Origin of the sequence: Kitasatospora sp. NPDC094019, assembly GCF_044764505.1 — a bacterium.
In the GTDB taxonomy this organism is placed as follows: Bacteria; Actinomycetota; Actinomycetes; order Streptomycetales; family Streptomycetaceae; genus Kitasatospora.
The window spans coordinates 299,826-324,839 of record NZ_JBIWIF010000001.1 but is presented as its reverse complement, the minus strand read 5'-3'; the positions used below and the strand labels follow the sequence as shown (position 1 = coordinate 324,839).

Here is a 25,014-nt window from a genome sequence, read left to right as displayed (position 1 = left end):
CTGGTGACACCGGGTGTGCGGGCGCGTAGCGTGGAAGGGAGCGGTCGGCACGGGACCGACCCGACGGTGACCGCGCGCATACGCAGCTGCGACGTGGTCCCGGTCCCTCCGACTGAGGAGGAAGCATGTCCAGGGAGCTGCTCTTCTACCGGGCCGACGACGGCCTGATAGCGACGGGAAGACTGGGTACCGACGGCATCTTCGCCGGCCTGGCCGACGGAAAGCTCTCCCCGCACTGGACGCACATCGTGCCGGTGGGTCGGGAGCTGTTGTTCTACCGCGCGGGTGACGGGGTGATCGCGACCGGTCGGATCGACACGAACGGGATCTTCGCGGAGTTGGCGGAGGGCGGGTTGTCCTCGGGCTGGACGCACATCGTGCCGGTGGGTCGGGAGCTGTTGTTCTACCGCGCGGGTGACGGGGTGATCGCCACTGGCCGGATCGACACGAACGGGATCTTCGCGGAGTTGGCGGAGGGCGGGTTGTCCTCGGGCTGGACGCACATCGTGCCGATCGGCCGGGTGCTGTTGTTCTACCGGCCCGACAACGGTGTGATCGCCACCGGGAGCCTGGGTGTCAACGGCATTTTCACCGGGCTGGCCGAGGGTCGGTTGTCCAACGGGTGGACCCACATCGAACCCCTCGGCGCCGAACTGTTCTACCGGGCCGACAGCGGCGTGATCGCGACCGGTCGGGTCGACACCGACGGGATCTTCACGGGGCTGGCCGAGGGCCGGCTTTCGAATGGGTGGACCCACATCGTGCCGGTGGGGCAGGAAGCGCTGTTCTACCGGGCCGACAACGGCGTGATCGCGACCGGTCGGATCGACACCGAAGGCATCTTCGCCGAGCTGGCCGAAGGCGGCCTGAGTTCCGGCTGGACCACCATCGCCGCCCTGACCGCCTGACCGCCTGACCGCCTGACCGCCTGACCGCCTGAGCACCGGCGCCGATCCGGGGTCGGGCGGCTCGCGGGGGAAGCCGGAGCAGCCGGCTTCCCCCGCGATGCCGCTCCGCCGGTTCGCCCGGCCGGCCGGCGTTCCGGGGAGTTCCCCGTGGTGCGCCGGCCGCGGGGAACCGTCCGGCTCACTTCCGGGCGTTGGTGCGCTTGGTCGGTTCCGCCGTGGTCGGGTCCTCTGGCCAGGGGTGGCGGGGGTAGCGGCCCCGGAGATCCGCTCTGACGGCGTGGTAGCCGTTCTTCCAGAAGCCCTCCAGGTCACCGGTGACGGCGGCGGGGCGGCCGGCGGGCGACAGCAACTGCACGGTGAGCGGGACGCGTCCGCCGGCCAGGGCCGGGGCGGCCTTCCAGCCGAAGAGTTCCTGCAACTTCACCGACAGCACCGGGCGCCCGGTGCTGTAGTCGACCCGGATCTTCGAGCCGGTGGGGACGGTGACGCGTTCGGGGGCCAGCTCGTCGAGGCGGCCGGCCTGGCCGCTCGCCCAGGGGAGCAGGCGTCGCAGGGCGTCGGTCGTGTTGATCCTGGCGAGGTCGGCGCGGCGGCGGGCGCGGGAGAGTTCGGGCTCCAGCCACTCCTCGGAGCGTTCCAGCAGCGCCGTGTCGCTGACGTCGGGCCAGGGGTCACCGATCGCCGCGTGCAGGAACGCCAGGCGCTCGCGCAGGTCGGACGGGAAGGTCAGGAGGGCGCTCACGCCCTCGCGGGTGAGTCCTTCGAGGACGGCGGCGCGGACGAGGGCCCGGTCGGGGCGGGCCAGGGGCTTCTCGGCCAGTTCGATCGCGCCGAGGGATTCCACCCGGCGGGAGACCACTTCGTCGCGCCGGGTGTCCCAGTGGACTTCGTCACGCGTGGTCAGCAGCGGCGCGCCGGCGAGGCGGGCGGTGTCCTCGTCGAGGGCGGCGGCGTGCAGGACCCGGGCCGAGTGCGCGCCCGCCGGACGGTCGGCGGCCGCGACGGCGAGCCAGGGCAGTGCGCCGAGCGAGGTGCCGGGGGCGAGTTCGGCCGCCGTCCCCGAGGCCATCAGGTAAGGGCTGCGCTCGCCCGGGGCGGGCCGGTCCACCCGGGCCCGGGCGATGCGTTCGGGGAAGGCGAGGGCGATGACGCGGCCGACGGCGGTGGCGTCGGACAGCGCGGTGGCGGGTTCGCCGGAGGTGGCGCGCAGCAGGCGGCGGACTTCGTCGCGCCAGCGGCCCGCGTAGGGGTCGTGGGAGGAGCGGACGAGCCGCCACACCGCGCCGAGGTCGTCGCCCAGCGCGCGCGGCGGCTCCTCGGAGAGCAGCGCGACCACCTCGGCCGCCCGCCGGGCCCCCACGGCCGGCGCGCCGTCGACCAGGGCCCGCCCCAGTCGTGGGTGCAGCCCGGTGCGGGCGAGCCGCACGCCGCGCTCGGTCGCCCGGCCGTCGGCGGAGACCGCCCCGAGCGCCCGCAGCGTCTCCCGGGCGGCGGCCATCGCACCGGCGGGCGGGGGGTCGGGCAGGGCGAGGCCGGTGGCGTCGGGGTCGCCCCAGCAGGCGGCCTGGAGGGCGAACGGGGTGAGGTCGGCGAGCGCGATCTCGGGGGTGGGGAAGCGGGCGGCACGGGCGTCCTCGGCCTCGTGCCAGCAGCGGTAGACGGTGCCGGGGGCCTCGCGGCCGGCCCGGCCGGCCCGTTGGCGGGCGGCGGCCAGCGAGGCGCGGACGGTGACGAGGGCGGCGAGGCCGCGGGCGTGGTCGGTGCGCGGTTCGCGGGCGAGTCCGGCGTCGACCACGACCCGCACGCCGGGCACGGTGAGCGAGGATTCGGCGACGGCGGTGGCGAGGACGACGCGGCGCCCCGGCGAGGGGGCGAGGGCCGCGTCCTGGACGGTCTGCGGGGCGCGGCCGTGCAGTTGCAGCACGTCGACCGGGAGGCCGCCCAACTGTCCGGCGACCCGGGCGATCTCGCCGACGCCGGGCAGGAAGCAGAGCACGTCCCCGTCCCGCTCGGCCAGGGCCCGCCGCACCGTCGCCGCGACGTGGTCGAGCAGCGCGAAGTCGACCCGGGTGCCGTGCGCGGGCCGGACGGCGCGCGGCGGTGGCGCCCACACCACCTCGACCGGGTGCGAGACGCCGTGCGCCTCGACCACCGGCGCGCCGTCGAGGAGTTCGGCCCAGGCCGCGGTGTCGGAGGTGGCGGAGGCGCAGACGATCCGCAGTTCGGGCCGCAGATTGGCGCGGACGTCGAGCAGGAAGGCGAGCGCGGTGTCGGCGTCCAGGTGCCGTTCGTGGCACTCGTCGAGCACGACCACGTCGACGCCGGGCAGTTCCTGGTCCCGCTGGAGGCGTTGCAGCAGGACGCCGGTGGTGACGACCTCGACCGCGGTGTCCGGGCCGACGCGGCGCTCGCCGCGCACGGTGTACCCGACCTCGCGGCCGACGGAGGAGTCGAGCAGCCAGGCCATCCGGCGGGCGGCGGCGCGGACGGCGAGCCGGCGCGGTTCGGCGACCAGGACCCGGCGGACGGGCCGGCCGTCGGCGAGCAGTCCGGCCAGGGCGAGCGGTACCAGGGTGGTCTTGCCGGTGCCGGGCGGCGCGGCGAGCACGGCGGTGCCGGGCCCGTCCAGCGCCTCGTGCAGGGCGGGCAGGGCGGTGCGGACCGGCAGGTCGCGCCAGGAGGGGTTCGGCAAAGGTCAGCCCCGTTCGGCGACGAAGATCGCGGTGCCGGGGATCAGCCGTCCGCGCAGCGGCGACCAGCCGCCCCAGTCCTGCTCGTGCCCCTCCGGCCATTCCGGTTCGACGAGGTCGACCAGCCGGAAGCCGGCGGTGACGAGTTCGCGGACCCGGTCGCCGAGGGTGCGGTGGTGCTCGACGTAGGTGGCGCGGCCCTGGTCGTCCTCCTCGACGTAGGGGGTGCGGTCGAAGTACGAGGAGACGGCGGTGAGCCCTTCGACGCCGGGTTCGTCGGGGAAGGCCCAGCGGATCGGGTGGGTGACCGAGAAGACCCAGCGCCCGCCCGGCCGCAGGACCCGGTGCACCTCGCGCATCAGGGCGGAGGTGTCGGCGCTGAACGGCACGGCGCCGTAGGCGGAGCAGGCGAGGTCGAAGGCGGCGTCGGCGAACGGCAGCACGGCGGCGTCGGCCTGGACGACGGGCACGGGGGCGGCGCCGCGGGCGAGGTCGATCCGGCGGGAGTGCTGGAGCTGGCGGTAGGAGATGTCGAGGGCGACCGGGCGGGCGCCGCGGGCGGTCAGCCAGCGGGAGCACTGGGCGGCGCCGGCGCCGATCTCCAGCACGCTGCGGCCGGCGACGTCGCCGAGCAGGCGGGCGTCGGCCTCGTCGAGGCCCTCGGGGCACCAGGTGAAGCGGTCGTCGCCGAGGAACTCGCCGTGTTCGTCCTGGTACTCGTCGGCGTTGCGGTCCCACCAGTGGCGGCTGGCGCGGCTGCTCTCGCCGGTGCCGGCGGACCTCCTTACCGCGTCGTCGCCGTCCTCGTCAAGATCGTCGGGCTCGGGGAGGGGGGTGCCGGTCACGGTGAGAAGGCCCATCGCGTAGGGTGTCGTCTGCGGAAGCGCCGCTGCCGTGATCCGGTCCGAGAGGGCCGGGGTCCTGGCGGTGGCATCCGGGGAAGGGGTCCCTTCGCCCGCCACCCTCGCGGTGCGCAATCGGAGGATATGGCCTGTTCCATGCCGGGCTCCACCGTCTTGCCGTTGTTGGCGTTGACCGTGCCTGGCCGTCCCCGTATGCTACAAGTTGCGCTGCGGGCCTGCGCGCCTCGGACGGAGCAGGTCGCGCTCGCATCTGTCGAAGACCCCACGGTCGCAAGACGGACGCCGATCTCCCGTACCACGGGATCTCCGGTGCTCCGTGTTCTTGGCTGTCCGGCTTTCGGTGGGAGCGATACGGGCCCTCCGCGTGGCATTACCTACGACTTTCATGTCCGCACCGGAGCCCTTTTCCTAATGACGAGCCCCACCGACTCCTCCCTCAGCACCACCCCGCAGGTCGCTGTCAACGACATTGGCGACGCCGAGGCGTTCCTCGCCGCGATTGACGAGACCATCAAGTACTTCAACGATGGCGACATCGTCGAGGGCGTCATCGTGAAGGTCGACCGTGACGAGGTCCTCCTCGACATCGGTTACAAGACCGAGGGCGTCATCCCGTCCCGCGAGCTGTCGATCAAGCACGACGTCGACCCGCACGAGGTCGTCGCCGTCGGCGACAACATCGAGGCCCTGGTTCTCCAGAAGGAGGACAAGGAGGGTCGTCTCATCCTGTCCAAGAAGCGCGCTCAGTACGAGCGTGCCTGGGGCACGATCGAGAAGATCAAGGAAGAGGACGGGATCGTCACCGGTACCGTCATCGAGGTCGTCAAGGGTGGTCTCATCCTCGACATCGGCCTCCGTGGCTTCCTCCCGGCCTCGCTCGTCGAGATGCGCCGTGTCCGCGACCTCCAGCCCTACGTGGGCAAGGAGCTCGAGGCCAAGATCATCGAGCTGGACAAGAACCGCAACAACGTGGTCCTGTCCCGCCGTGCCTGGCTGGAGCAGACCCAGAGCGAGGTCCGCCAGACCTTCCTCACCACCCTCCAGAAGGGTCAGGTGCGCTCCGGCGTCGTCTCCTCGATCGTCAACTTCGGTGCCTTCGTGGACCTGGGTGGCGTCGACGGCCTGGTGCACGTCTCCGAGCTGTCCTGGAAGCACATCGACCACCCGTCCGAGGTTGTCGAGGTCGGCCAGGAGGTCACCGTCGAGGTTCTCGACGTCGACATGGACCGCGAGCGCGTCTCCCTGTCGCTGAAGGCGACCCAGGAGGACCCGTGGCAGCAGTTCGCCCGTACCCACCAGATCGGCCAGGTCGTTCCGGGTAAGGTCACCAAGCTGGTTCCGTTCGGTGCGTTCGTCCGCGTGGACGAGGGCATCGAGGGTCTGGTCCACATCTCCGAGCTGGCCGAGCGCCACGTCGAGATCCCGGAGCAGGTCGTCCAGGTCGGCGACGAGATCTTCGTCAAGGTCATCGACATCGACCTCGAGCGTCGCCGCATCAGCCTCTCGCTGAAGCAGGCCAACGAGGCGCTGGGTGCCAACCCGGCCGAGGTCGAGTTCGACCCGACCCTCTACGGCATGGCCGCGTCGTACGACGACCAGGGCAACTACATCTACCCGGAGGGCTTCGACCCCGAGGCGAACGACTGGCTGTCCGGCTTCGAGAAGCAGCGCGAGGAGTGGGAGCGGCAGTACGCCGAGGCCCAGAGCCGCTTCGAGCAGCACCAGGCCCAGGTCATCAAGAGCCGCGAGGCCGACGCGGAGGCTGCTGCCGAGGGTGGCGACGCCGTCGCCGCCGCGGCCGGTGGCTCCTACTCGTCCAGCAGCGACGAGGGCTCGGGCGCCCTGGCTTCGGACGAGGCCCTGGCCGCCCTGCGCGAGAAGCTGGCCGGTGGCCAGAGCTGAAGCTCTGCCCCTGCCGCTGTGGCTGATTAGTTCCGGCTGATCAGAACCTGGCGTCACCGATGGACCCCGCTCGGTTTTCCGAGCGGGGTCCATTGTTTTTCGGCCTTCATTATTTATTCCTTATACGGTGGATTTTTGTGATTAGGGGCTCATCGGATGCCTATGGGGGATTCGGGACCTAGGGCCTACCTTGGGGGGAGTTGCCCGATGGGCCGCTCACCCGGCCCCACACGCTAGGCACCCCACGCACATGCGCCGTCGCTCTGCCGTGATCCCCGCCTCCCCCCGCGTCCCCGACGAAACCCGCGCCTCCGCCGACCCCCGGGTCGCCGGACGTCTCGCCGCCCTCGGCCGGTTCTGCTACCGGCAGCGGCGCTGGGTGCTCGGCTTCTGGGCGGTCGTCCTGGTCATAGGCGTGCTGATCGGCGGGCGGGTCTTCGAGGGCTCGGTGGCCGGCGCCTCCTCCGCCTCGGCCGAGGCGGACCGGGGCAGCGCCGTCGTCACCGCGGCCGACCCGGCCCGGGGTACCGTCACCGCCGTGGTGGACGGCCGGTCCGTGGAGGACCCGGCCGTCCGGGACGCCGTCACCCGGGCCACCGCCGAGATCGCCGCCCTGCCCGGTGTCTCCTCCGCCGTCGACGCCTACGGCCCCGGCCCGGGCGCCGCCGCGCTCCGCTCGGCCGACGGCAACGCGAGCATCGTCTCGGTGCGGATGGCCGACAGCAGCACGTCCGCGCAGACCACCGCCGTCACCCAGCGACTGGCCGCGATCAAGGCCGACGGCGCGGGCGTGACCGTCGGCGGGGACCTCGTGCTCCAGGACGAGGTCAAGAAGCAGACCGAGAAGGACACCCGCTTCGGCGAGATCGTGACCCTTCCGCTCACCCTGATCGTGATGGTCCTGGTGTTCGGGGGCCTGGCCGCCGCGAGCCTGCCCGTGATCGGGGCCGTCGCCTCGGTGGGCGGGGCGCTGCTGGCCATGTTCGGCTTCAGCAAGATCATGGACATCGACACCAGCGTGCTGCCGATCGCCACCGTGCTGGGGCTCGGCCTGTCGATCGACTACGCGCTGCTCATGGTGAATCGTTTCCGCGAGGAACGCGGCCACGGAGCGTCGATCTCTGCCGCCGTGGAGCGGACCGCCGCCACCGCCGGGCGCACCGTCGCCTTCTCCGGACTGACCGTCGCCGTCGCCCTCTCCGGGCTGTTCGTCTTCACCAGTCCGGTGCTCGGGGCGGTCGCCGCGGCCGGGGTGAGTGTCGTGGTGATCGCGGTGGCCGCCGCGCTGACGCTGGTGCCCGCGCTGCTCGGTTTCGCCGGGCGCCGGATCAGGACGCCCGGCGCGCCCGTCCCCGACGAGGGCTTCTTCAGCCGGACCGTGCGCCGGGTCCGCAAGCGGGCCGTGCTCGTCGCGCTGGTCTGCACCGGGGTACTGCTGGCCGCCGGGGCACCGTTCCTGCACGCCGAGATGCGCAACTCGGGCGCCGCCGTACTGCCCGCCTCCTCGGCCGGCCGACAGGTCGCCGAGACCGTCGACCAGCGCTTCCCGCAGGCCGCGGCCGCCCCGATCACGGTGGTGGTGCAGAGCGGCGCGACCGTCGCCCAGGCGTACGCGGACGACGTGGTGGCGAAGCTGCCCGGCGTCAGCGGGGTGCGGGCCGTCACCCCGGTGAGCGACACCGTCTCCACCATCGACGTCCTGGTGCACGGCGACCCCCAGGGTGCCCAGGCCAAGCAGGTGGTCGAGGAGCTGCGGGCGGACCGGGGCGGGCTGACCACCCAGGTGACCGGTGGCGCGGCCTCGGTGGTCGACTTCCAGGACGAGCTGCTCACCCGGGGGCCGATCGCACTCGGCCTGGTGGCCCTCGGCACGCTGATCCTGCTCTTCCTGATGACCGGCTCGGTGGTGATGCCGGTCAAGGCCCTGCTGATGAACCTGCTCTCGCTGGGCGCCTCGCTCGGCGCGCTGACCCTGGTCTTCCAGGACGGCTGGTTCAGCGGTCTGCTCGGCTTCAGCCCGACCGGGGGACTGGAGACCTTCATCCCGGTCCTGGTGTTCGCCTTCGCCTTCGGGCTGTCGATGGACTACGAGGTCTTCCTGCTCGCCCGGATCAAGGAGCTGCGGGACAAGGGCCACAGCTGTACCCGGGCGGTGGAGCTGGGCGTCCAGCGCAGCGGTCGGATCATCACCTCGGCGGCGCTGCTGATGGTGATCGTCTTCGCCGGCTTCGCCCTCGGCGACATGCTGATGGTCAAGCAGATGGGCATCGCGCTGGCGGTCGCCGTGGCGGTGGACGCGACTCTGGTCCGCTGTCTGCTGGTGCCGGCCGCGATGAGCTTCTTCGGCGAGTTCAACTGGTGGGCGCCGCGCCCGCTGCGGCGGCTGCACGACCGGTTCGGGCTGAGTGAGCACGTCGAGCTGCCGGAGCTGGCTCCGGCCGTGCTGCCGGCGCAGCGTCCGGCGGAGGAACTGGTCGGCACGGCCTCGTAGTCTCCCGGGGCGGGCGCCGGGGCCGGGGCGACGGCCGGGCCCCGGTCGGGTTCGACCCCGGTCGCGGTCAGGGCAGGCGGCGGAGCAGGGCGACGGCGCTGCGCAGGGTCTCGCGCTCCTCGGAGGTGAGGCGGGCCTCGATCGCCGAGGCGATCCGGGCCTCGCGGCGGGCGCGCTGCTCGTGGAGGGCGGCGCGCCCGGCCTCGGTGGCGGTGACCAGCAGCTTGCGGCGGTCGGTGGTGTGCGGCTGCTGGGTGACCAGGCCGGCCTCGGTGAGCAGCGCGACCGTGCGGGCCATCGACTGGTGCCGGACGCGCTGCAGGGTGGCCAGTTCGGCGACGGTGCGGGCGCGGTCGTCGCGGACCAGCAGACCGAGTACGCCGGCCTGGTTCTGCGGAAGCGTGTCGTCGGGTCGCAGTGCGCGGACCAGTTCGCCGATGGCGCCGCGCAGGTCGGCGGCGAGTTCGAGGGTCTCGGGGTGCGGGCTGTTCACGGGAGAAGCCTACCCCGAAGATATACAGCAGAACTGTGCAGCTTTGCTGTATGTTCTTTCCATGCGGATCACCAAGTTCGGACATGCCTGTGTACGCCTCGAACACGGGGGGACGACCGTGGTCGTCGACCCCGGATCGTTCACCGACCCCGCGGCCCTGGCCGGCGCGGACGCCGTCCTGATCACCCACGAGCACATGGACCACTTCGAGGAGGCCCGGCTGCGGGCCGCCCTGGAGGCGGATCCTGGGCTGCGGGTGTGGACCAACGGCGACGTGGCCGGGAAGCTGGACGGGGTCGCCCGGCGGGTGACGGCGGTCGGCGAGGGCGATGCCTTCGACGTCGGCGGGATCCCGGTCACGGTGCACGGCGAGTGGCACGCGGTCATCCACCCGGACATCCCACTGGTGCGGAACATCGGTTTCCTCTTCGACGGGCGGCTGTTCCACCCCGGCGACGCGCTGCTCGTCCCGCCGCACCCGGTGGACACCCTGCTGCTGCCGATCGCCGCGCCGTGGACCAAGGTCGGCGAACTGGTCGACTACGTCCGGGAGGCCGGGGCGCGGCAGGCGGTGCCGGTGCACGACGCGGTGCTCAGTCCGGTCGGCCTCGCCGTGCACACCCGGCTGCTCGGCCCGGGCGGCCCCGGTGGCGCGGAGCTGCGCGCCCTGGGCGAGGGCGAGAGTCTCGATGTGGGGTGAGGGGTGAGGGGTGAGGGGTGGCGGGGTGGCCGAGCGGCCGGGGTGACGGGAGAGCGGTGCGCGCCGGTAGCCTGACGCCATGCTGAAGATCGGACTGACGGGCGGCATCGGCGCGGGCAAGAGCGAGGTCTCGCGGCTGCTCGCCGCCCACGGCGCGGTGATCGTGGACTCCGACGTGATCGCCCGCGAGGTGGTCGCCCCCGGAACGCCCGGCCTCGCGGCGGTGGCCGCCGAGTTCGGCCCGGGCGTGCTCGCGGCGGACGGCTCGCTGGACCGGCCCGCCCTCGGCGCGGTCGTCTTCGCGGACCCGGAGCGGCTGAAGGCGCTGAACGCGATCGTCCACCCGCTGGTCCGGGCGCGGTCCGCCGAACTGGAGTCGGCGGCCGCGCCGGACGCGGTGGTGGTGCACGACGTACCGTTGCTGGCCGAGAACGGGCTCGGCCCGCTGTACGACCTGGTGGTCGTGGTCGACGCGGCGGACGAGGTGCGGATCGACCGGCTGGTCCGGCTGCGCGGTATGACCGAGGACGAGGCCCGGGCCCGGATGGCCGCCCAGGCGAGCCGGGCGGACCGGCTGGCGATCGCCGATCTGGTGATCGACAACGGTGGAGCGCTGACGGAGCTGGCGCCCCGGGTCGCCGAGGCGTGGGAGCGGCTGACCGCGCGGCGCTGACCGTCGGGCGGTCCGGCGACGAGCGTCCGGTCCGTCGGGTCGGTGGGTTGCCGGGCCGCTCAGGCCGCCGCGGCGTGGGCCACGGCCGCGGCGGCGAAGGCCCGCACCATCGGGTGCGCCCGGGTGCCGTCCCCGGCGAGCTCCGGCTGGAACAGCGAGGCCAGGAAGAACGGATGGACCTGCTCCGGCAGCTCCAGGATCCGCAGCTCGCCCGCGTCGTCCGCGCCGGTGAACCGCAGGCCGCCCGCGCGCAGCCGCTCCAGGTACTCGTCGTTCAGCCCGTACGCGCAGTGGTACCGCTCCAGGGTGCGCGGCGCGCCGAGCACCCGCTCGGCCAGCGAACCGGGGGTCGGGCTGACGGCGCCCTCGTGCCCCACCAGGGAACAGCTGAGCGGGACGATCACCCGGTCCGTCTGCTCCGGGTCGCTCTCGCCGTGGGCGGCGCCGTCGATGCCGCAGACGTTCCGGGCGTACTCCAGTACCGCGTGCTGGAATCCCGCGCAGGTGCCGAGGAAGGGGATGCGCCGCTCGCGGGCGGTGCGGACGGCGGCGACCGCGCCGTCCTCGCTCCGGTACGGGCTGCCGGGCAGCAGCCAGATCGCGTCGAAGCCGTCGAGCGCGCCCGGCGCGGCGGCGTCCTCGGTGGGGATCCAGTAGGCGTCCAGGACGAGCTGTTCACGGGTGGCGAGCGCGTCGAGCAGCCCCGGGACGCGGGCGTGCGAGCGGATGGCGGCCGAGCGGTCGCCGACCAGGGCCAGGCGGGGGGTGGGATGTGTCATGCGGCTATCCTGGCCGCCGACGCGGCATCAGCGCCAACGATGATTCCTTACCTCTCGATCAGTGGATGTGATGGCAGATGGAGCCGCAGCAGCTGCGCACCTTCGTCACGGTGGTCCGGCTGGGCTCGTTCTCCGAGGCGGCCCGCGAACTCGGCTACACCCAGTCCGCGGTCTCCCAGCAGATCGCGGCGCTGGAGGCGGACCTCGGCGCGGCGGTGCTCCACCGCCGCCCGGTCGGGCCGACCGGTGCCGGCGCGCGGTTGCTGGAGCACGCCTCGGCGTTGCTGCTGAGGATCGATGCGGCGCGCGCCGACATCGCGCGCCTGATGGGTGCCGCGAGCGCCCGTCTCACGGTCGGGGCCACCCCGCTGGCGGTCGGGACGAAGTTGGGGCGCGCGCTCGCCGAGGTGCGTCGGGCCTACCCGACGGTGGATCTGACGGTGCGGGTGGTCGCCCAGGACGTGCTGCCCGCCGAGGTCGCCACCGGCGCGGTCGACCTGGCGCTCGTCGACGGCCCGGCCGCGCCCAGCGACCCGCTCCCGCTGCCCGACGTCGGTCCGCTCGCCACCGTCGCCGTCGCCGAACAGCCGCTCGTCGTCGCGCTGCCGGCCGACCATCCGCTCGCCGGCCGCTCCGGGCTGGCGCTCGCGGACCTGTCCGCCGCCCACTGGCTGGACGCCCCGGCCCTCGCCCCGACCGCCGACCGGCTGAGCGCCGCCACCGGCGTCGAGGGCTACCGGCCGGTCGCCCGCTACCTGGGCACCGATGTGCGGGGGCTGCTCGCCCTGGTCGCGGCCGGGCACGGGCTGGCGCTGCTGCCCGCCACCGCGCCGGTCGGGGTGCCGGGCGTGGCGGCGGTGCCGGTCCGGGCGCCCCGGCTGGTGCACCGGACGGAGCTGGTGCACGGAGTGCTGCCGGAGGGACCCGCCGCGCTGCTGGCCCGGCTCCTGACGGGGTAACGGCCGGCCGGGCCGGCCGCGGAAGAGCTGCCCGGGGAAGGAACGGGCGGGGAAGGAACGGGCGAAGAGGGAACGCGCGGCGTCGGGGAGGCGGCGGCTCAGCCGACGATGCGGGCGCCGGGGCAGCAGGGCCCCTCGACGCTGTAGCACACGTAGCGCAGGCAGCCGAGGCAGATCGAGATGTTCTCCAGCCGCCAACTCTGCCCGTGGCAGGCGCAGTCGGCCCGTTCGCGCAGCAGCGCCTCCCAGCCGTCGGCGCCACCGTTGGCGGCGAAGGCCGCGGCGATGTAGGCGGCGGTCGCCGGGTCGTCCTCGACGGTGCCGCGCCGGGCGGCGTCCAGGTGCCAGCAGTAGAGGGCGAGCAACGGCCGCCCGTCGACCAGGCGGTAGCCGGCCCGACCGTCGTCCTCCCAGTCCCGGACCAGCCGGGCGACCCGTTCGGGGAACGGTCGCGCGGGGTCGAGGAGGCGGCGGTTTCCCTGCGGCGGTGGCGGCTCGGCGTTCATGTGGTCCCCTTTCCGGGGCCCACGGTAGGGTGCCGCGTTGCGAAGTCACCGTCCGGGGTGGGGCTTTGGTGGGTGAAGGATGCCGCGGGGAACCGGTGGTGCGCCCACGGCGTCACCGTGAGCGGTGCGGGGCAACCGGCGATCGGTCGACCCGACGGTCGCGCCCTAGGAGCAGGTGGTGCCCTCGGCCGGCACCTTGTCGGCCAGCAGGTACTGGTCGACGGCCTGCTTGAGGCAGGTGTTGCCGGAGTCGTAACCGCCGTGGCCCTGCCCCTGGAGGGTGACCTCGACGCCGACGCCCGGGCCGAGTTGCCGCACCATCGCCCCGGCGCCCTCGTACGGGGTGGCCGGATCGCCGGTGTTGCCGATGACGACGATCGGCGCCGAGCCCGGGGCGGACACCTCGGGGAGGTCGGCACCGCCCTGCACCGGCCAGCCGGTGCAGGAGGTCAGGCCCCAGGCGGTGAAGTCGCCGAACACCGGCGAAGCCTGGCGGAACGTGGGCAGCAGTCCCTGGACGTCGGCGGCGGTGTAGCGCGACTTGTCGTCGGCACAGCTGATCGCGCGGTTGGCGGCGGACTGGTTGCTGTAGTGGCCCTGCTGGTCGCGGCCGGTGTAGGCGTCGGCGAGGGCGAGCAGGGTGGTGCCGGTGCCGCCCTGGATCGCCTCCTGGAGGCCGACGGAGAGGGCGTTCCAGGAGTTCGGGTTGTAGAGCGCGGCGGCGATGCCGGTGACCGCGAGGTCCTGGGTCAGCTTGCGGGAGCTGTCGGTGGGCAGCGGGGTGGTGTCGAGGCGGCTCAGCAGGTCGGTGATCCGCCGGGTGCCCTCGTCGCCGCCCTGGCCGGTGGGGCAGGACGGGCCGGCCTGGGCCGCGCACGCCTTCATGAAGTTCTCCAGGGCGAGCTGGAAGCCCTTCGCCTGGCCGAGCGCGCTCTGCTCCGGGTCCTTGGTCGGGTCGACGACGGCGTCCATCACCAGGTGGCCGACGTTGCCCGGGTACTGGTGGGCGTAGACGCCGCCGAGTTCGGTGCCGTAGGAGATGCCGAAGTAGTGCAGCTTCGCGTCGCCGAGCACCTGGCGCATCAGATCGAGGTCGCGGGCGGCCGAGACGGTGTCGACGTGGGGCAGGACGGTGCCGGAGTTCTGCTCGCAGGCGGCGGTGTAGGCGGCGTTGGCCGCGTCCAGCGCGGTGGTCTCGGCCTGGTCGTCGGGCGAACCGTCCACGCCGGCGGAGGCGTCCGTGGCGGCGTCGTCCAGGCACCGCACGCCCGCGCTGTTGCCGACCCCGCGCGGGTCGAAGCTCACCAGGTCGTAGCGGGCGTTGAGGTCGGCGTAGTCCTTGGCGAGGGCGGGCAGGGTGGCCACGCCGGAGCCGCCGGGTCCGCCGAAGTTGTAGATCAGGGAGCCGATCCGGGGCTGCCCGCCGGTGCCGGTGGCCACGGCCCGGATCAGGGCGAGGTCGATGGTCTGCCCGTCGGGCGCGGTGTAGTCCAGCGGGGCCTTGAGGGTGGCGCACTCCCAGGGAGCGCCCGGGGCGGAGCCGTCGCCGCCCTGGGCGGTGGAGGGTGCCGGGCAGGTCTGCCAGGTGAGCTGCTGCCCGGTGAGCGCGGCCGGCAGCGGCGGGACCGTGGCGGTCGCGGAGGCGGAGGCGGAGTCCGGGGTGGTCGGACCGGTGGGTGAGGCGGAGGCGGTGGAGGGTTGGGCCTTCGCGGTGCCGCTGCCGGAGCCGCTCTCGCAGGCGGCCGTGGCGGTGGCCAGGACCGCGGCGAGGCCGAGGGCCCCGGCGCCGCGTACGACAGGGTGCATGGGGGTGGTCCGTTCCTGGGGTCGCGGCCGGGGGTCGGCGGGGCAGCGGCAGGGCGTGCTGGGGTGCCGGGTGCTGAGGTGCCGGGACGGCGGGGTGTCGGGGCTGCGGGGCGGGGGCCTCTGCGGCGTTCACCCTAGGGACGGGGCGGGCCCGGCGCGCGCCTCCGCGCCGCGACGCGCCGTCGACCGGGGCCGTGCGGGTGGTCCGCCGCGGTGGGAGGAGCGGGACGAAGGGGTTGCCGAAGTCCGGGTGGCTCGTTGTTCCTGCCGTGAGCCCTGACTTTTCCGCCTGTAGCGGTTGTGAAGAAACGATTCTGCCTGCCCGCGTCGCCCTTCCGGCGGTGCGCCCCACCCGGAGGCGGCCATGACGTACGACAGCCCGCGCGTCCCCGCGCAGTACGCCCCCGGCGACGGGTGCGCGATCGCGCTCGACCTCCGGGTCGCCGTCTGCCCCGGCCTGACCGTCTCCGTCGCGGCCCGGCTGCGGTACCACACCGCCGACCCCTACGCCGTCTTCCTCGACAACCACACCGACCTCGCCACACCCATCACCTGGGTGTTCGCCCGCGATCTGCTGGCCACCGGCCTGCACGGCTGGTCCGGGATCGGCAGCGTCTCGGTCCACCCCGGCGTGGACGAGCGGCTCGATTCCGTCTTCATCACCCTCACCGGCGAGGGGAGCAGCGTCGTCCTGCGGGCCCCGGCCGAGCGGGTCCGGTCCTTCCTCGCCCGGACCGAGAGCCTGGTCCCGATCGGGCGGGAGCGCACCCATCTCGACCTGGACGGGTTGCTGCGGCGGTTGTACGAGGGCGGCGCCGCCTCACCGGGGCCGTAGGCCGCCTCGCGTCGCGGGCGCTACCGCCGCCCCGCTACCGCCGCCCCGCGCCGTCGACGGGGTGCAGGCGGTCGAAGAGGTCCAGCGGCAGGCCCGGGTAGCGGAGATCGGTCAGGGCGCGGTGCGCGGTGCGGTTGCCGTCGACGAGTTGGCCCAGCAGGGCGGCCAGCTGGCGGTGCCGTCCGGCGGCCGGCATCGCCACCAGCGCGTTGTGGCGGGCGACGGCGGCTTCGACCGCGCCCTCCCGGTCGCCGGTCGCGCGGGCCCGGGCGAGGACGGTGCTGCCGGCCGCCGTGCTCCCTCCGCCCCCGCTCCTCGACGGCGGCCGAGAGCAGGTCGTTGGCCGGGTGCACCACCTCCGCGGTCGCCTCGGGCAGCGGATGGTCGGGCGACCCGGGCACGGGCAGGGGCAGGCCGCGCAGCAGCTGCCAGCACTCGATGTGCGGGCGGACGGCGACGGTCTCCGCCCGTCGTGCGTGCAGGAGGCCGGGCGGTGGCGGTCCGGCGCTCTCCTCGGCGGTGGCCGCGCAGAGCCCGGCGATCAGGGCCGTCGGCCGGTCGGTCGCCAGGCCCCGGCCGTGGCAGCCCTCCAGGAGGACGCGCAGGTGCCGTGCCGGTTCGCTGTCGCCGTACCCCGCCCCGTACCCCGCGCCCGCCCCGTACTCCGCGCCCGCCCCGGTCTCCGCCCCGGACGCTCCGGGCGAGCGCCCGGGCCTCGGCGGGCGGGCCGTCGTCCACCAGGAAGAACAGCGTGATGAACCGGCCGACCGTCAGATGCTCCCCGAAGTCGGCGTCGGTGGGGGAGGCGTGCAGCTCGAACGCCGTCGTCGGCACCGCCTCCCGGGCGTGCCGGGCGGCTCCCCGGTCGCACCCGTAGCCCGCGAGGGCCTCCGCCGGCAGCGCGGCCGCCAGGGCCGGGGAACCCGGGTCCGTCAGGACCTCCCGGTAGGGCGCGAGCAGGGCCGCCACCAAGCCGGTCGAAGCGGCTCCGCCCCCCCGCTCGCGCCGCCGGTCACAGCCGTCCGGTGGTCTCCGGTCGCAGCGCGCGGACGGCGAACAGCGTGGTGAGGTGCGGCGAGCCGAAGTACAGCGGCAGCCGCCCGGTGCGGAAGTAGCCGCCGGCCGGCCAGGAGCCGTCCGGGAGCTGGGCGTCGGCCAGTCGGCGGCGCAGCTCGGGCAGTTCGGCGGTCTCGCCCGCGTACTCGCCGGCGATCACCAGCAGTGCCACCGAGAGCGGTGTGTCGGCGGTCTGGGTGGTCACGTGCCCGACCGCCCGCCGTACCGGCTCGGCGAGCTCGGGCACGACGGTGGACGCCCGGGCGGCGGCGTGCAGGAAGGCTTCCGGGGCGGCGTAGTAGAGGGTGCCGGTGCGAGGGCCCTTGAGGTGTTCGACCACGTAGCGGAGGGTGGCCTCGGCCGCCGGATGCGGCAACCGGCCGACGGCGCCCGGGAGGTGCAGGGCGAACAGGATGTTGGCGGCGGACGCGGCGTCGTAGCGGCGCCCGCGCGCGGGGCTGCTGTCGCTGTCCTCCCAGTAGGCCGGTATCGGACCCTCGTCCGGGCCTATCTGGGTGTCGAGCAACTCGCGGGCCAGGGAGTCCAGTTCATCCGCCCCGAGCAGCCCGTGCCGGGCCAGTCCGGCGGCCGCGACAGCGGTACTGTCGGTGTCGGCGGGGAACGGGCCGCCGGGCGGGAACATGCGGTAGCGCTGCGCCGACGGCTCGCGGTACCGGGCGACCTGCGGAGCCAGTGCGGCGACCAGTTCGCGCTCCTCGGCCCGCCCGGAGTCAGGCCGCAGCAGCGTGAGCCCCCACATCGCGGAGAAGCCCTCGTCGTCCGGGTCGAACCCGAGGTCCTCCCCGTGTGTGACGAGCAGGTGCCGGCGTCCCTCGGCGCCGCTGAGCGGTCTGCGCAGCTCGGGGTCGGCGCCGGGCCGGGCGGACGGCAGTCCGGCGGGCCCCAACGCCCGGTGGAGGAAGCCCAGTCCGCGCCCGACGGCGTCGTCCCACGGAGTTTCGTCGGCGGACATCGCGTCCCGTCCCCTCTCACTGCCGGCCGGCGGGCCGGTGCTCCGGCCCCGCCCTGTGCACCCTTCTTCCTGCCCGGTCGTGGCGCCCGCATGCCTCAGTCGGCGAGCGGCCTGCGGAACAGGCCGGTGAGCAGCACGGGCAGGCCGAAGAGCGGGGACGCGGGTTCCTGCGGGACCATCGGGCGGATCTCCAGCTCGCTGAACCCGGAGAAGATCCAGCGGAGTTCGTCCGGGGCGAAGGCCAGTCCGCCGTCCAGCCGCCCGTTGCGGTACAGCGCGGCGTCCGGCAGTTCCGAGCCCATCGCCCCGGCCGCGAAGCAGGTCAGCCCGAAGTGGCCGCCCGGCGCGAGGACGCGCTCCAGCAGGGCCAGGTAGCTGATCCGGCGGTGCGGCGGCAGGTGGTGCAGACAGCCCGAGTCGTACACCAGGTCGTACTGGGGGAGGGGGAGTTCGGTGCCGAAGATGTTGCCGTGGTGGAAGCGCGGGGCGACGCCCGCGGCGTCCGCGCGTTCGCGTGCCCGGGCGAGGGCGGTCGCGGAGAGGTCGACGGCGTCCACCTCGAAGCCGCGCGAGGCGAGGTGCACCGCGTTGCGGCCGGCCCCGCAGCCGAGGTCCAGCACCCGCGCGCCGGGCGGCAGCAGGCCGTCGTCGAGCAGGGCGACGAGGTTCTCGTCCGGCTTGTCGACGAAGAACGGCCGCCCGGAGGCCCGGTCGGCGTAGAAGTCGTCCCACCAGTCGGCGGCGTGGTCGGTCCAGCGGTCGGCCTCGGGGCGGAAGAGCCCGTCGAGCAGGTCGAGGATGTCGTCGACGGAGCGGACGGCACGGTTCACGGGCGGACCTCTTTCGGTGGGTGGGGTGCCTCCCGGCCTAGGAGTGAGCGGACGTACTTCCACCCCCGATTCCCTGTGCCGAAAGGGCCGTTGAGCCCTGCTGCGGCCCCGGCCGGACGGCCTCCGTGCCCGGCCCCGGAAACCGGGGCGGGCGGTCGGCCGCACCGTGCCGCAGGCCCGGGAAAGGGTGTTCGGGCAGGCCGCCGGAGCCCGCCGGACAGGGGCGCCCGATCACATGTCGATCACGTTCCGGAGGCTGCTCCGCCGTCCGTTCAGCCGTCGTCGGCCGCACCGGTGGAGAGGAGTTCGCAGTCGGCGAAGTTCATGCAGCCACAGGCGAGGCAGGCCGCGACGGCGTCCCGGAGCCGCTGGGTCTGCCGGACCACGAGGTCGAGCTCGGGGAGCTTGCGTTCGGCCAGGGCACGCCACTGGCGGGTGGTGCCGCGCGTGGTGGAGTCGTCCAGCAGTCCCCGGATCTCGGCCAGCGTGAAACCCGCCCGCTGGGACATCCGGATCAGGGCGACCCGGCGCAGCGCGGCGGCCGGCCAGACCCGGCGGCCGCCCTCGCGGCGGGCGGCGGGCAGCAGGCCGAGGCTCTCGTAGTACCGCAGCGCCGAGGGCCGCAGCCCGGTCTGCCGGGCCAGCTCCCCGATACCCACATCCCGCACGTCCGCCCCCGCTCCCCGGTGCCGCTTGACTTCAAGCGCGCGTGAACCGCTTGCCTGACCGGCATGATCTCATCCGCACCACTGCTCCGTCGGCTTCCCCCGGCGTACCGCCCGCTGTTCGCCCCCGGCCCGTTCCGCCGACTGCTGCCCGCGCTGGCGGTGTCCGACCTGGGGGACGGCATGAGCGCCGTCGCCGTGCCGTGGCTCGCGCTGGAACTGGCCCCGCCCGGGCAGGCCGGACTGTTCGTCGGGGCCGCCGTCGCCGCCTATGTCCTGCCCGGTGCGCTCGGTGCGCTGCTGCTCGGCCGATGGCTGCGCGGACTGCCCGCCCGGCGGCTGATCCGGGCGGACGCGTGGACGCGCGCGGTGCTGCTCGGCGCGATCCCCGTCGGATGGGGGTTCGGCGTGCTGGCGCCCTGGCTGCTGCTGGCCCTGCTGGCCGGTTCCTCGCTGCTGCACGGCTGGGGCGCGAGTGCCCGGTACGCCCTGGTGGCCGAGGTGATCCCGGCCGGACACCGGCTGGCGGCCAACGCGCTGCTCAGTACGAGCGGCTGGGTGGCGATGATCGCCGGACCGGCGCTGGCGGGGACGCTGACGGCGGTGGTCGCGCCGGCCTGGGTGCTCGGGCTGGACGCGCTGTCGTTCGCGGTGCTGGCCGTCGGCGCCGGGCGGCTGTCCACCGTCGCCGCCCCCGCCCCCGCCCCCGCCCGGGACCGGGACCGGACGGACCGGGAGGCCGTACCGCGCGGCGAGGGACTGCGGGTGCTGCGGGCCAGGCCGGAGCTGCTCGCCCTGCTCGCGCTGACCTGGCTGTTCAATCTGGCCTGGGGCCCGGTGGAGGTCGCGCTGCCGCTGTTCGTCGGGCAGGAGCTGGCGGCCGGGCCGGGCCTGCTCGGCGCCTACTGGGCGGCCTTCGGGGTCGGGGCGGTGCTGGGTGCGCTGGCCGTCGGCATGCTGCGCGGCGGCGCCGTCCGGCGGGTGCTGCTGGGGATCGTCGCCGCGCACGGCGTCGCCCTGCTGTCGTTCGCGCCGCCCGGCCCGGCCGCGGTCTCGGTGGCCGGGTTCGCCGTGGTCGGGCTGGTGTACGGCCCCTACGGCGCGCTGTCGCTCGGCCTGTTCCAGGACCTCACACCGCCGCCCGCCCTCACCTCCGTCCTCGCCCTGCGGTCCTCCGTGCTGATGACGGCCTCCCCGGCGGGCGCCACCCTGGGCGGTCCGCTGACGGCAGTTCTGGGGCCGCGCGCGGTGCTGGTCGGGGCGGGACTCGCGATGATCGCCGTGGCCGGGTGCGCGGCCGTGGCGCCGTTCCTGGCCGGACGCCTCGCGCTCGGGAAGTCGGCGGGTCCGACTTCCGGTGCGGGGGCGGGACCGGTCCCGTCGGCCGGCCGGCGGACGTCGGCACCCGGCTCGACCGGCAGCAGCCCGTGCCCGCCCGCACGGACGGGCACGGGGACGACGGGACCGTCGGTGGTGCGAGTCGGCTGCCTGCGGCTACCGACGCAGCCGCGCGGGGTCGAGGCTGAGGGCGAAGGGGTGGTCGAGCCGGGCGGTCTCGCCGACCTGGACGAGGCGGTCGACGTAGAGACCGCGTTCGAGGTGCCCGAGGTAGAGGCGTGGCGCGGGTTCGAGCTCGATGCGCCAGTAGTGCGGGATCCCGGCTGCGGCATACAGGGACGGCTTCATCTTCTTGTCGGCGACGCGGGTGGAGGGCGAGGCGATCTCGATGGCCACGGCGATGTCGTGCGCGCCGAGGGTGCTCCCGGCCTCGGTGGCGGCCTCCGCGTCGGCGACGACCAGGTCGGGGATCAGCAGCCCGTCGGGCACGATGACGTTGACGGCCTCCAACACCTCGAAGGGGGCGTTCGAGGCGGTGACGGCGGCGTCCAGGATCGCCCACAGGCGTGAGCTGGCGCGCTGATGCGGAACCCCGGGACTCGGACTCATCAGCAGCGCTCCCCCGACGAGTTCGATCCGGTGGCGGGTGTCCTCGGGCAGGGCGAGGACGTCCGCGACCGTCCACGGCCCACTGTGCTCGGAAACTGCAACGCTCACAAGTCCTTCCTTCCACATGGCGCCTTCCCTCATTGTCCCCGACCGGGACGCCGGGCGGTACCGGTTCACGGCTTCGTACGGCTGACCGGCCCGGCAGACCGGTCAGGACCGGGCAGCGCGAAGCCGCAGGTGGGCGGTGCGAGCCGGTCAGCGCGGTAGTGGGCAGGTTGTGGCTCTCGGCGCACTCCGGGCAGCCTGCGCGCCGGGAGTCGGCGGATCCGACTTCCGGCGCGCGGGCGCGGGCCGGGGTCGGTGGACAGGGTCGGCCGTATGACGGACGACGGTGTGCGGGTGGTGCTGATCGGGGGCACGTCGAACACCGGGAAGTCGGCGCTCGGCCGGCTGCTGGCGGACCGGCTCGGCTTCGAGTACCGGACGACGGACACGCCGGCGCGCCACCCCGGCCGGCCGTGGCCGGTGCCGGGGCGGGAGGTGGTGTCGCACGTGGCCGAGCAATACCGGACCCTCGCCGTCGAGGAGTTGATCGCAGGAACTGCTGCTCGCCGAGCTGCCGCTGCTCGGGTCGGAGCCCCTGGACGCGGGGGACGGCCGGTCCGTCGAGGAGCTGGCGGACGCCGTTCTCGCGGACCTCGCCGGACGAGCGGCCGTCACAGGTGCAGGGTGAACGAACCCTCGCCGTGGCGGCGGCCGTTGACCTGGAGTTCCAGCAGGTGCAGACCGGCGTGGTAGCGCCGGGTGCTGATCGGCTTCACGGCGTGCCGCCGGGTCGCCCGCAGGGTCTCGCCGGGCGCGAGGGTGCGGGTGGTCAGCTTGAAGACCTTGGGTGTCCGGCCGCCGTTGGCCTTCACGTGGTGCACGACGTAGTCGATCACCACGCTGACGCTCCCGTCGTGGGTGTTGGTCACCGCGTACTCGAACACCAGGTCCTCGCCGAGCCGGAGGTCGGGGGTGAGGACGTGCGGACCGTCGACGGTCACCGGAGCGTCCGGGCGGTGGCCGAACAGGGTGAGCGCCTCCGGGTGGCCCGCCTTGATCAGGGTCCGCAGGCCGTGCCGGACCAGCTGCGGCGTCGTCGCCGCCGGGTCGGCGAGCCAGCGCCCGGCGGTTTCGACGGCGACGGCGGGGTGGTCGCGGCTGATGTCGTTGAGGTGGTTGGCGACCGAGCGGCGCACGTACTCGGACTCGTCCCGGTACAGCGCGTCGAGCAGGGGCAGCGCGGGTGTCGGATCGACGATCAGCGCGGGCAGTTGCGGCGCCCACGGCAGCCGGGGCCGGGTGCCCTCGCTCGCGAGCCGCCGGACGTGCGGGTCCGGGTGCCCGGTCCACTGCGTGACGACGGTGAGCGCGCGGGCCTGGTCGGCGTGGAGGAACGGGCGGACGGCGCTCTCGGAGGTGTGCCGGGGGGTGAGCGCGGCGAGCAGCGCGAGCGCGGGCTCGAACGCGTCCTGGCCACGGACGGCGACGGCCTCGCCGACGGGGAAGGTCATCCACCCGGTGAACTCCTCGTCCCGCAGCGCCTCGCGCAGGACCCGCTCGAACTCCGGGTAGCCGGGCGGGAGGTCGGCGAGCACGGCGTCGCGGATCGCGGTCACGCGCTCGCGGAAGCCGAGCCGGTCCAGGGCGGCGCCGCAGCTGTCGAGGGCGTCGGTGGTGACGCCGGGGCCGGTGCGGGCGAGGCAGCGGGCGAGCGCGGCGACGGTGTGCGGGGCGATCATCTCGGCGGCCGTGGGCACGGGTTGCCTCCTGGTGACGTGCGGGTTCGCGGTGGCTGTTGAACGGTACGCGGCGGCTCGGACAACAGCAGGTTCCACCGGATCCGGCCAAGTTCGTGGTCGAAGACTCCGGGCGCCGAATGATCTGGTATGCGCGGATCATCCGCTTTGGGTTGGCCGTGTCATGACATCCCGTATCGGTGCGGTCTGTCCGGCGCGGATCCCGGGAATGTCCGGTCATATCCACCGATCTACCGGCGGGAATTGTTCCGTTCCTGCCCGAGAAATCCGGATCACCCAGTTCCAGGTGGCCGAAGCTGGACATGTCCGGAGATCCGGTCGCCCGATGTGGTGATTCTGCGGATAAGTTCGACGTCGACCGGTCAGACGGGCCGGTCGACATCGGGAGGAAATGCGATGAAGCTCGTCAAGCGCACCGCTGCCCTTGCTGCCTCGACGGCCGTCCTGGCCGGCGGCCTGACGTTCCTGTCCACCGGACCGGCCAGCGCCGCCTCCGGCTACGTCACCCTGACCAACCTCGCCACCAGCCGTGTCCTGGACAGCAACGGCAACGGCAACGTCTACACGCTGGGCGCCAACGGCGGTTCCTACCAGGTCTGGTGGGCCGGCGACGAGGGCAACGAGACCTACACCTTCAAGAACCTGGCCACCGGCCGCTGCCTCGACAGCAACGGTGCCGGCAACGTCTACACGCTGGGCTGCAACGGCGGCAACTACCAGAAGTGGGTCAAGAGCTGGGGCGGCAACGGCGCCTTCTACCGCAACGTCGCGACCGGCCGCTACCTGGACAGCAACGTGAACGGCGACGTCTACGCCATCGGCGGCAACGGCGGCAACTACCAGAAGTGGAACTGATTCCCGATCGGGGCGATTGCCTCGTGAACGGAAGGCCCGTCCAGTAAGGGAATGAAGAACGCCCTCCCCGGCGCCTCAATCTCCGGGGAGGGCGTTTTCGCGCGCGATGCGGCGGGTCCCGGTACGGGAATCACCACATTGCGCGCGGGGCTGCGCTCCTGGCCGGCCGGGCCTGTACCGGTTCCGTTCGGGTTGTCGGTGGGGCGTGATCGAATCGGAGCCATGGACGCCGAGTCGATTCGGCGTCCGGTCGAGTCGGTACGTGATCGGGCTGACCGGTGCCCGGAAAACGGGCTCCGCTCCCGCCGAGCCGGCCACCCGTGGCGACTCCACCGCCCCGCACACCGCACCCCGGAGACGACGATGGCCCGCACGACCCCGCAACGCCCTGTGGATGTGGAGCAGCTCTTCCCCGAGCTGGCGCCGCTGCGCCGCGAAGCGATACGCCTCCACCCCCGAGCCGGAAGCCCGACTCCGGCCGAGAGCTCGGTCGGCGGTCCGCTGCTGTGGCCCGCCGACGAGCCGTGGCCGCTCTGTCCGAGCACGGACCATCCTGGCCACTGGGGCCAACCCGGGACGCAGGGGCCGGTGCCCATGGTGCCCGTGGTCCAGATCCACCGCGGGGACGTCCCCCAGCTCGACTTCCCCGCCGGGACCGATCTGCTCCAGGTGCTCTGGTGCCCGTTCATCGTCGACTCCTGCCCGGAGCCGACGCCCCGGGTGATCTGGCGGAGTTCCGGCGCGGTGGGGCCGGTTCTCGACGCCGCGCCGCCGACCGTCGCCACGGCGCCCAAGGACAGCATCCCGGCCCCGTGCGTGCTGCATCCCGAGCCGGTGACGGACTACCCGAGCTGGGACATGCCGGACGAGGTGGGCGACACGCTGAGTGTCCGGATGGAGGAACTGAAGGCCCGCACCGGCCTGTGGTACAGCTACCACCTGGCCGAGGCCCCGGGGATCAAGCTCGGCGGATACCCGAGCTGGACCCAGGAATCCGGTTGGCCGGACTGCCCGACCTGCGGGCGGACGATGGACCATCTTCTGACGGTGAAGAGCTGGGAGTACGACGGTATGTCGTACCGCACCTGGCTCCCGCTGGAGGACCGGGACAGCGAGACCGGCGAGGAGCGCCGCGACGCCACCGGGGGCCGCAGCGCGCACAGTCCGGCCCAGGTGATGTTCGGCGACGCGGGCGGCGTCTACATCTTCGAGTGCGGGTCGTGCCCGGGCCGCCCGGTCGACCACCACTGGGACTGTTCCTGAGGCAGCGCGACCGGTGAC

Annotated in this window: 21 protein-coding genes and 1 pseudogene; 10 read left to right on the top strand and 12 right to left on the bottom strand. The window is 73.9% G+C overall.

The window, feature by feature from the left end; genetic code table 11:
- The first annotated feature begins 125 nt into the window (after nt 1-125).
- Nucleotides 126-908 (top strand): hypothetical protein, encoded by a 783-nt coding sequence (locus ACIQ9P_RS01535; protein ID WP_402347915.1) that lies wholly within the window; start codon nt 126-128, stop codon nt 906-908.
- Between the two features lie 178 nt (nt 909-1,086).
- Here the strand turns inward: ACIQ9P_RS01535 and hrpB are convergent, their stop codons facing one another.
- Together hrpB and ACIQ9P_RS01525 are read right to left on the bottom strand one after the other, a co-directional pair.
- Entirely contained in the window at nt 1,087-3,600 is a 2,514-nt protein-coding gene (gene hrpB / locus ACIQ9P_RS01530) for an ATP-dependent helicase HrpB (RefSeq protein WP_402347912.1), read from the bottom strand.
- A 3-nt stretch (nt 3,601-3,603) separates the two neighbouring features.
- The gene (locus ACIQ9P_RS01525) at nt 3,604-4,458 is read right to left on the bottom strand and encodes a class I SAM-dependent methyltransferase (protein WP_402347909.1); all 855 of its coding nucleotides are present in this window, start codon (nt 4,456-4,458) and stop codon (nt 3,604-3,606) included.
- A 414-nt stretch (nt 4,459-4,872) separates the two neighbouring features.
- On the opposite strand from ACIQ9P_RS01525, the gene rpsA reads away from it, so the two are divergent.
- Both rpsA and ACIQ9P_RS01515 read left to right on the top strand, forming a co-directional pair.
- Nucleotides 4,873-6,363: a 30S ribosomal protein S1 gene (rpsA, locus tag ACIQ9P_RS01520; RefSeq protein ID WP_402347906.1), complete on the top strand. Its 1,491-nt coding sequence runs from the start codon at nt 4,873-4,875 to the stop codon at nt 6,361-6,363.
- A gap of 250 nt (nt 6,364-6,613) precedes the next feature.
- A complete protein-coding gene (locus ACIQ9P_RS01515; RefSeq protein WP_402347903.1) occupies nt 6,614-8,854 on the top strand; it encodes an MMPL family transporter in 2,241 nt (746 codons plus the stop codon).
- 67 nt (nt 8,855-8,921) lie between these two features.
- On the opposite strand, the gene ACIQ9P_RS01510 is transcribed toward ACIQ9P_RS01515, so the two are convergent.
- Nucleotides 8,922-9,347, bottom strand: coding sequence for a MarR family winged helix-turn-helix transcriptional regulator (locus tag ACIQ9P_RS01510; RefSeq protein ID WP_402347900.1), 426 nt, complete (start codon nt 9,345-9,347; stop codon nt 8,922-8,924).
- 61 nt (nt 9,348-9,408) lie between these two features.
- Here ACIQ9P_RS01510 and ACIQ9P_RS01505 point away from each other — a divergent pair, with 61 nt between their 5' ends.
- Both ACIQ9P_RS01505 and coaE read left to right on the top strand, forming a co-directional pair.
- On the top strand, nt 9,409-10,047 hold the full coding sequence (locus ACIQ9P_RS01505) for an MBL fold metallo-hydrolase (RefSeq protein WP_402347897.1): 639 nt from the start codon (nt 9,409-9,411) through the stop codon (nt 10,045-10,047).
- 79 nt (nt 10,048-10,126) lie between these two features.
- Nucleotides 10,127-10,720, top strand: a complete 594-nt coding sequence (coaE, locus tag ACIQ9P_RS01500; protein WP_402347895.1) for a dephospho-CoA kinase — start codon at nt 10,127-10,129, stop codon at nt 10,718-10,720.
- 59 nt (nt 10,721-10,779) lie between these two features.
- Here the strand turns inward: coaE and ACIQ9P_RS01495 are convergent, their stop codons facing one another.
- The gene (locus ACIQ9P_RS01495; protein ID WP_402347892.1) at nt 10,780-11,499 is read right to left on the bottom strand and encodes a hypothetical protein; all 720 of its coding nucleotides are present in this window, start codon (nt 11,497-11,499) and stop codon (nt 10,780-10,782) included.
- Between the two features lie 77 nt (nt 11,500-11,576).
- Between ACIQ9P_RS01495 and ACIQ9P_RS01490 the strand changes: the two genes are divergently transcribed.
- Entirely contained in the window at nt 11,577-12,458 is an 882-nt protein-coding gene (locus tag ACIQ9P_RS01490; RefSeq protein ID WP_402347889.1) for a LysR family transcriptional regulator, read from the top strand.
- Nucleotides 12,459-12,556: 98 nt separating this feature from the next.
- Here ACIQ9P_RS01490 and ACIQ9P_RS01485 read toward each other — a convergent pair whose 3' ends face one another.
- The gene (locus ACIQ9P_RS01485; RefSeq protein ID WP_402347885.1) at nt 12,557-12,964 is read right to left on the bottom strand and encodes a hypothetical protein; all 408 of its coding nucleotides are present in this window, start codon (nt 12,962-12,964) and stop codon (nt 12,557-12,559) included.
- Between the two features lie 165 nt (nt 12,965-13,129).
- Entirely contained in the window at nt 13,130-14,770 is a 1,641-nt protein-coding gene (locus ACIQ9P_RS01480) for an alpha/beta fold hydrolase (RefSeq protein WP_402347882.1), read from the bottom strand.
- Between the two features lie 364 nt (nt 14,771-15,134).
- Here ACIQ9P_RS01480 and ACIQ9P_RS01475 point away from each other — a divergent pair, with 364 nt between their 5' ends.
- On the top strand, nt 15,135-15,605 hold the full coding sequence (locus tag ACIQ9P_RS01475; RefSeq protein ID WP_402347879.1) for an SsgA family sporulation/cell division regulator: 471 nt from the start codon (nt 15,135-15,137) through the stop codon (nt 15,603-15,605).
- Nucleotides 15,606-15,639: 34 nt separating this feature from the next.
- Here the strand turns inward: ACIQ9P_RS01475 and ACIQ9P_RS01470 are convergent, their stop codons facing one another.
- The 4 genes from ACIQ9P_RS01470 to ACIQ9P_RS01455 all read right to left on the bottom strand — a co-directional run bounded on the left by ACIQ9P_RS01470 (nt 15,640) and on the right by ACIQ9P_RS01455 (nt 19,132).
- A complete protein-coding gene (locus ACIQ9P_RS01470; protein WP_402347876.1) occupies nt 15,640-15,807 on the bottom strand; it encodes a hypothetical protein in 168 nt (55 codons plus the stop codon).
- Nucleotides 15,808-16,617: 810 nt separating this feature from the next.
- Nucleotides 16,618-17,634, bottom strand: a complete 1,017-nt coding sequence (locus ACIQ9P_RS01465) for a hypothetical protein (protein WP_402347874.1) — start codon at nt 17,632-17,634, stop codon at nt 16,618-16,620.
- A gap of 95 nt (nt 17,635-17,729) precedes the next feature.
- Nucleotides 17,730-18,464: a class I SAM-dependent methyltransferase gene (locus ACIQ9P_RS01460; protein ID WP_402347872.1), complete on the bottom strand. Its 735-nt coding sequence runs from the start codon at nt 18,462-18,464 to the stop codon at nt 17,730-17,732.
- Nucleotides 18,465-18,736: 272 nt separating this feature from the next.
- Entirely contained in the window at nt 18,737-19,132 is a 396-nt protein-coding gene (locus ACIQ9P_RS01455; RefSeq protein ID WP_402347869.1) for a MerR family transcriptional regulator, read from the bottom strand.
- A gap of 63 nt (nt 19,133-19,195) precedes the next feature.
- On the opposite strand from ACIQ9P_RS01455, the pseudogene ACIQ9P_RS01450 reads away from it, so the two are divergent.
- Nucleotides 19,196-20,404: pseudogene (locus tag ACIQ9P_RS01450) on the top strand (MFS transporter); the annotation flags it as partial.
- Nucleotides 20,405-20,623: 219 nt separating this feature from the next.
- Here the strand turns inward: ACIQ9P_RS01450 and ACIQ9P_RS01445 are convergent.
- Both ACIQ9P_RS01445 and ACIQ9P_RS01440 read right to left on the bottom strand, forming a co-directional pair.
- On the bottom strand, nt 20,624-21,202 hold the full coding sequence (locus ACIQ9P_RS01445; RefSeq protein ID WP_402349800.1) for a Uma2 family endonuclease: 579 nt from the start codon (nt 21,200-21,202) through the stop codon (nt 20,624-20,626).
- A gap of 590 nt (nt 21,203-21,792) precedes the next feature.
- Nucleotides 21,793-22,878 carry a DNA alkylation repair protein gene (locus tag ACIQ9P_RS01440; protein ID WP_402347866.1) on the bottom strand — a complete coding sequence of 362 codons (1,086 nt, stop codon included), beginning with the start codon at nt 22,876-22,878 and terminating at the stop codon, nt 21,793-21,795.
- A gap of 396 nt (nt 22,879-23,274) precedes the next feature.
- Here ACIQ9P_RS01440 and ACIQ9P_RS01435 point away from each other — a divergent pair, with 396 nt between their 5' ends.
- On the top strand, nt 23,275-23,733 hold the full coding sequence (locus tag ACIQ9P_RS01435; RefSeq protein ID WP_402347863.1) for an RICIN domain-containing protein: 459 nt from the start codon (nt 23,275-23,277) through the stop codon (nt 23,731-23,733).
- A 594-nt stretch (nt 23,734-24,327) separates the two neighbouring features.
- Nucleotides 24,328-24,996, top strand: a complete 669-nt coding sequence (locus ACIQ9P_RS01430; RefSeq protein WP_402347860.1) for a DUF1963 domain-containing protein — start codon at nt 24,328-24,330, stop codon at nt 24,994-24,996.
- Nucleotides 24,997-25,014: the final 18 nt, after the last annotated feature.